Origin of the sequence: Dietzia sp. B44 (assembly GCF_014145245.1) — a bacterium.
Lineage (GTDB): Bacteria > Actinomycetota > Actinomycetes > Mycobacteriales > Mycobacteriaceae > Dietzia > Dietzia natronolimnaea.
Genome location: NZ_JAALEF010000273.1, coordinates 1 through 1,270 on the forward strand (window position 1 = coordinate 1; position 1,270 = coordinate 1,270).

A 1,270-nucleotide genomic window follows, 5' to 3' on the forward strand; every position below is an offset into this window, starting at 1 on the left:
GGGCGCAGTTGGCGAGGAGACCGAGGGAGGCCAGGGTCACGACCGCCGAGGTGCCACCGTTGGAGATGAGGGGCAGCTGGAGGCCGGTGACCGGGAGCAGACCCACCACGTACCCGATGTTGATGAACGCCTGCAGCACGATCGTCGTGGTGATCGTGCCGGCCAGCAGGCGACGGAACGGGTCCGCCGACCGCAGCGCGACGCGCATGCCGGCCCACCCCAGCGCCAGGTACAGCGTGACGACCACGGCGGCGCCGAACCAGCCGAGCTCCTCCCCGATGATGGCGAAGATGAAGTCGTTGGTCGCCTCCGGGAGGTAGAACCACTTGGCGCTGGACTGCCCCAGGCCCACCCCGAACAGGCCGCCCTCGGCGAGCGAGAGCATCCCCTGATACGACTGGTAGGCCGAACCCTGGGGGTTCGAGAAGTCACCGACGAAGGTGTTGAAGAAGGTCCGGACGCGCTCGAAGCGGTAGGCGAACGTCACGGCGAGGACGCCGAACACGACGGTGCCGAACGCGATCACCCACACGAAGTGCCGGGTAGGGTACCCGGAGAACCACAGCACGCACAGGAATGCGATGGTCACCGCCGTGGCCATGCCGAGGTCGGGGGCGACGACGACGAGGGCGGCGACCACCCCGTACCCCACGATGGCCGGGAAGAGCAGGTCGAGCCAGTACCCGGTGCGGATGCGCTTGGCCACCACCGACGACGCCCAGATGATGAACGCGAACTTGGCGATCTCGGCGGGCTGGATCGCGAAGAAGCCGAGGTCGATCCACCCGCGGGAGCCGTTGATCTCCATGCCCACACCGGGGATCAGCACGGCGATGAGCAGACCGATGGACACCAGGAGCATCGGCAGCGCGGCAGCCCGCAGCAGCTCGAACCGCATGCGCAGGGCCACCACGAACCCCACCCAGCCGATCGTGACGAACACGGCCTGGCGCAGGAAGATGTCGAACGGCGTGCCGCCACCGGAGAAGGCGAGGACGTTGGAGCTCGCCAGCACCATCCCCAGGCCGATCACGGTGAGCAGGGCGGTGACCACCATGACCACGTGGTACGAGGTCAGCGGCGCACGGTCGATCGCGGCCAGTGGCGCGGCGATGCGCCCCAACAGATCGGGCCGGGTCGCGGCGCCGGCCTCGTCGGCGTCGTCCCGGCGAGCGGGTTCTTCAAGTGCCATGCCCTACCTCCCGGCGACCCGGCCCACGGCGAGCGCGAAGCTGCGCCCGCGGTGGCCGTAGTCGGTGAACATGTCCAT

1 protein-coding gene is annotated in these 1,270 nt (G+C 69.0%); it reads right to left on the reverse strand.

What is annotated here, in order from left to right; all coding sequences use genetic code 11:
- A partial coding sequence (gene ftsW / locus G6017_RS09645; protein ID WP_182617133.1) for a putative lipid II flippase FtsW occupies nt 1-1,192 on the reverse strand: 1,192 nt, incomplete at its 3' end.
- Between the last annotated feature and the right edge of the window lie 78 nt (nt 1,193-1,270).